This window comes from Dysgonomonas termitidis (genome assembly GCF_042654545.1).
Taxonomy (GTDB): Bacteria; Bacteroidota; Bacteroidia; order Bacteroidales; family Dysgonomonadaceae; genus Dysgonomonas; species Dysgonomonas termitidis.
Window position 1 is genome coordinate 1 of the sequence record NZ_JBHSGN010000028.1, and the last position, 866, is coordinate 866.

Below are 866 nucleotides of genomic sequence, written 5' to 3' on the forward strand. Positions count from 1 at the left end.
ATAGGTCACAGGGCCGGCCGCCGCGGTGGCGCCCGGTACGGACATCGTGATGGTTACCTGTTTGCTCGCGCCGTTTATTTCCACGGACTCTTCGTTCCTGCACGAGGTGAAGGCCATGGCCAGCGTCAGCAGGCAGTATACCCCGAGACCCGACAGGGCCGATCCGGAGCGCTTATACAGTTTTTTTGGTATCATATCTTTGAGCTTTTTTTAATATTGCATTTTTTTTTCATATAATTGCGTACCGGCATGATTTTTACCCGTTTGATGCATCCTGTTATATCTTTTAATATGTTCGTATGCATTTATTTTTATCTATTTATCAATTCCCGGCCTTTTTTCTTTTACATCGGATACCTCGGCACTACCCTATAGGTAGGTAGTAGCGACAGTGAGCTGAGCCTGGTGCTGTTTGGTGTCTATCGACGGTGGCTACCTGATTTAAGGAGTGGTTGACTGCGTAACCGTCACTACATGTGTAAAAGGCCCGGACTGTATTTTTATTTTACCTTCGCGCACCGCTCCGGCATTTGCCGTAAGCACGACCGAAACGGTAGCCGGCGTTGTCTGATCGTTTGCGGAGCCAGAAGCCGGTGTGACCGAAAGCCAGCCGCCGGCAGCAGGCGTTGAACCGTCCGCTTCGAAACATTCGATCGTCCATGCGGCAGTGGATTTAACGGTTATCTTATTATCAGTTGATGCTTCTGTCCTCGCTTCCCCGCCGAAGTCAAAGTCCGGCGCATTGACCGCCAGGTAATTCGAGGCATTCCAATAGACATCGGTAACGTTTTCATCGATGACGAAGAGCTGCACGTCGATGTTGGTAATGACCTCCGTCGATGCCAGGGCGGCATCTGCAGTGGCAA

At 50.6% G+C, this 866-nt stretch carries 2 protein-coding genes; both read right to left on the reverse strand.

Annotated elements, in window-relative coordinates:
- The coding region (locus ACFO6W_RS03905; protein WP_379994045.1) for a hypothetical protein at nt 1–195 on the reverse strand (195 nt) is incomplete at its 3' end.
- Nucleotides 196–441: 246 nt separating this feature from the next.
- Entirely contained in the window at nt 442–813 is a 372-nt protein-coding gene (locus ACFO6W_RS03910; RefSeq protein WP_379994046.1) for a BACON domain-containing protein, read from the reverse strand.
- Between the last annotated feature and the right edge of the window lie 53 nt (nt 814–866).